General features: G+C 32.5%; 6 protein-coding genes and 2 pseudogenes. All 8 read right to left on the bottom strand.

What is annotated here, in order from left to right; all coding sequences use genetic code 11:
• On the bottom strand, positions 1-314 hold a 314-nt coding region (locus AC1DTM_RS20890; protein ID WP_477000781.1), incomplete at its 3' end, for an Imm30 family immunity protein.
• A gap of 133 nt (positions 315-447) precedes the next feature.
• Entirely contained in the window at positions 448-915 is a 468-nt protein-coding gene (locus AC1DTM_RS20895) for a DUF6985 domain-containing protein (RefSeq protein ID WP_477000782.1), read from the bottom strand.
• A gap of 66 nt (positions 916-981) precedes the next feature.
• On the bottom strand, positions 982-1,410 hold the full coding sequence (locus AC1DTM_RS20900; protein WP_033714799.1) for an SMI1/KNR4 family protein: 429 nt from the start codon (positions 1,408-1,410) through the stop codon (positions 982-984).
• Between the two features lie 64 nt (positions 1,411-1,474).
• Positions 1,475-1,828 (bottom strand): immunity 22 family protein, encoded by a 354-nt coding sequence (locus tag AC1DTM_RS20905; protein ID WP_229183431.1) that lies wholly within the window; start codon positions 1,826-1,828, stop codon positions 1,475-1,477.
• Between the two features lie 79 nt (positions 1,829-1,907).
• Positions 1,908-2,065: pseudogene (locus AC1DTM_RS20910) on the bottom strand (SecY-interacting protein Syd); the annotation flags it as partial.
• Positions 2,066-2,069: 4 nt separating this feature from the next.
• Complete coding sequence (locus AC1DTM_RS20915) at positions 2,070-2,708, bottom strand: hypothetical protein (RefSeq protein WP_016105398.1); 639 nt, start codon at positions 2,706-2,708, stop codon at positions 2,070-2,072.
• 13 nt (positions 2,709-2,721) lie between these two features.
• Positions 2,722-2,985: a hypothetical protein gene (locus tag AC1DTM_RS20920; RefSeq protein WP_002110747.1), complete on the bottom strand. Its 264-nt coding sequence runs from the start codon at positions 2,983-2,985 to the stop codon at positions 2,722-2,724.
• A 73-nt stretch (positions 2,986-3,058) separates the two neighbouring features.
• Positions 3,059-3,290: pseudogene (locus AC1DTM_RS20925) on the bottom strand (SUKH-4 family immunity protein); the annotation flags it as partial.

A 3,290-nucleotide genomic window follows, 5' to 3' on the forward strand; every position in this document is an offset into this window, starting at 1 on the left:
TTATTGAGTATTCTGTAATGTATAATCTCTACCCAGTCTTTAGCGCCACTCATCATCGACGGAGCAGCTGTAGCAATATATTTCAATCCCTCTTCTATATTATTTTCATATAAGCTCTCTATCCCATGAATCAAACTAAACATAACGTCAAACTGTTCCGTATCATCATCAAAAACTAAACACAAATCTGGAATAACAGAAACATCATTACACTCGATTACTCGTATGCATGACTCATTAAACTCTCGTATCTCATTTTCATTTTGCAGCAAACGACTATCATATAATCGCTTTACATATTCTTGAGTATCCAAAAGAGATTATCCTTTCCTTTTTTCATCTTCAAAATATTCACTGTCCCGATTGATCTTTATCATAAATCCCATCAGTGAATCAGCTATTTTATTTTCAAAGTGATATACAGGCGTTTGTTGAGACGTATTTAAATTAAAAAGTAATATCCTGATACCCTACTTCAACTACCTTTTCATTTAATAAACGAACTCCTACACCATTTTCTATATCCCACGTACACTTAAATGTAATTCCAATCTCTCTTCCCCCCATAATATCTGCATACGGAACAACAATACCATCTAAACTAATCATCTCTAGTATTTGATCAGTTGTTTCAACTAATGGATAATTTTCTCGCACTCCAACATCATATCCTAATTCACATCGCCTTTGTTTGTAATAGTCTAATATAGACTGTAGTAAACTCATTTGTACCTCTTCCCAATTTTTTATTAATGATTGATACGCTACATACTGCCCTTCATCAAACATCCCATCTTCTTCACCATCTATCATCAAATCAATCTCAGTTACATTACCTATAAAAGTTATAGGCATACACTTAGCCCAAGCATAATTATATTCAATCTCTCCAAAAACTGAATCGTTCACTMTCATTTATCCGTCATTCCTCTCACACTTATTACTAAGGTGTCCCTGCTTATTGTTAACTCCCATCAACACCTAACATTTGAAATATTCTTTTAAAAACGAATAAAATGTTGGCCAACTCTCCTTTAATTTTCCACTTAAAAGTAATTCATCTCCACCTTCAAAATTTACTGAGTAAACTTTATCAGTTACACTATTAAGTACCAATGCAGCATTTGCTGTCATTTCCGTTAAAACTAAATACTTATTAGGAAATCCATGTTCCTTTCGAGCAATCATTGTGTAATATTCTATATTATTCTCTTCATCTATAATATCAAGTAATTCATAAGGAACGTACTCTTCCCAAAATGGTCCTGCAAATCGATAATAAAACTCTCTAAATGTATTAGACACTTCTACACCTAACCTATTTATTACTTCATTCACCTTATCTTTATCTTCCCGTTTATATATATCTTCTTCCAAAACTTCTTCTAAACAATTTGGCAAAGCTTGTATTTGTACCCCTCCTTTATAAGTTTTATCCAAGTGTTAATGAAATGAATTAGCAGCTCCCTACAAACTACCTGTATGGTATAGAACCAATAAATGTAACCTCTAAACCATCAAACATATCTTCGCTTTTCGCTTCATTATATTTAAAATCATAAAGAACAATAGCAAAGTTAATATCGTTCGCTAAACTATCTCCATTTATTAGCTTTTTTATTTTAGGAATAATTCGTTCACTATAAGAAAAATCATTTAAAATATGTTCAACATCCCTTTTATTATTCTCATAAAAACAAATTTCAATATTATCTTCATCATAATAACCGAATTCAAAGCTCGTCCCAAACTTTGAATGAACTGAATCACCATCTATCTTGTAATCTATATCGACATACTCCTCAAGGTTTTGGAGTGATTTAGAAATTCAAAACCAAACTGAAACCATTCCACTTTTCCACTCCCATCTAGCCGGTCTATAATTCATATAAACATTCTTCACTTTACTATTTTTGTATCCTCAAACTAGAAATTAACTCATTTAAACTATTCGAAACCTCTATAAACAACCCACGTTCGAATTCCTCCAATTCAACCTTTCCACTTACATTATTTAAAACAACTAGTGAACCATTTCCTTCTACCCTATAGGAATCTTATCTAGTCCCTTAATAACTCGTGATTAAGTCTTCGCCCTCATATCTAGGGTCTTTCTCAACTTTACCATCTTTTGTTTTGATGACTTTTAGTCTACCTAACCACTCTGCTCCGTTATATGTCTCTTCACTTACCCATACATTATGCTTTTTACCGTCTACCTCAACTACTAATGTTGGGTGTGTAAACATGAATTCCTTTTCTACATGCCTACCTACAATTTCTGCATTTAATGATGTACCTTCTTCAACTAGTTTACTATTCTGATACCCCTCGATAATAGGTAATCCGATAAATACAAAGAATATCAGTCCAAATACGATCACTTTCTTCTTTGTACTCCATTTATTCTTTTCTTTCAATTCCTTCTGTCTTGCTTCTCTTTCTTCGCGTTCATCCAAACTCTCATTTAAAGCGTCTTCCCATGCCTTAATTTCTGCTTCGATTTCTGCTTCGACTCTTACTAGTTTTTCTAGTTGTTCATCGGTTGCTACCATCTCATATGAGTTATCTCCAACCAAACGAATTTCAGCACCATTTTCTTTTACTTTTCGCAAGTCTTTTTCTGTACAATCAAACTCTCGAATGATTTCCCCTTGTGTGTTAACAAGTCTAACATAAATGTTTTTTTTCTCCTTCTTCTTAAACATCTGAACTCCCCCTTTATTTGTTTCCTATCATAGATAACACTATTGCAATTAAGATAAAGAAAACGATAATAAGGAAAGTCTTTCCTTTGCTTACTTGTGTTGTAGAACCTTCCAAGACAGCCCATATAAGAATTGGGAAAAGAAGAATACCAAGGAGAATATCAACCAACTTGTTGCTACTCTTCTTTAGTGTTTTTGCTTCTTCTACTATCGGTTTTATCTGAACAGCTTCTTTTCTTATTTGTTTCGGTTTCTTTTTCTTGCGTCTATGATTCACCCAACATACTCCTTTTAAAATAACTTTTTACTAACTATAAAAATACCGGAATATCCCCCTTTTTCACTTCCAATTATTCATATAAGCTCTCAATTTCAATAAACCAAAAAGAATCCTTTTCCATACACTTATCATCAATTTTTTTCAATTCTTCCTTCAACCAAATTATTGTACACTCTGGTATATTATTATCGATAAAGGCATCCTCACCATTTATCTCTACTGCCTTATCAATCATTTTTAAATATGCTAATAAACATTCTGCAAATTGATGTATAGAAGAATTCATAAACACTTCTTTATAC

The organism is Bacillus sp. P4_D3 (assembly GCF_056401855.1).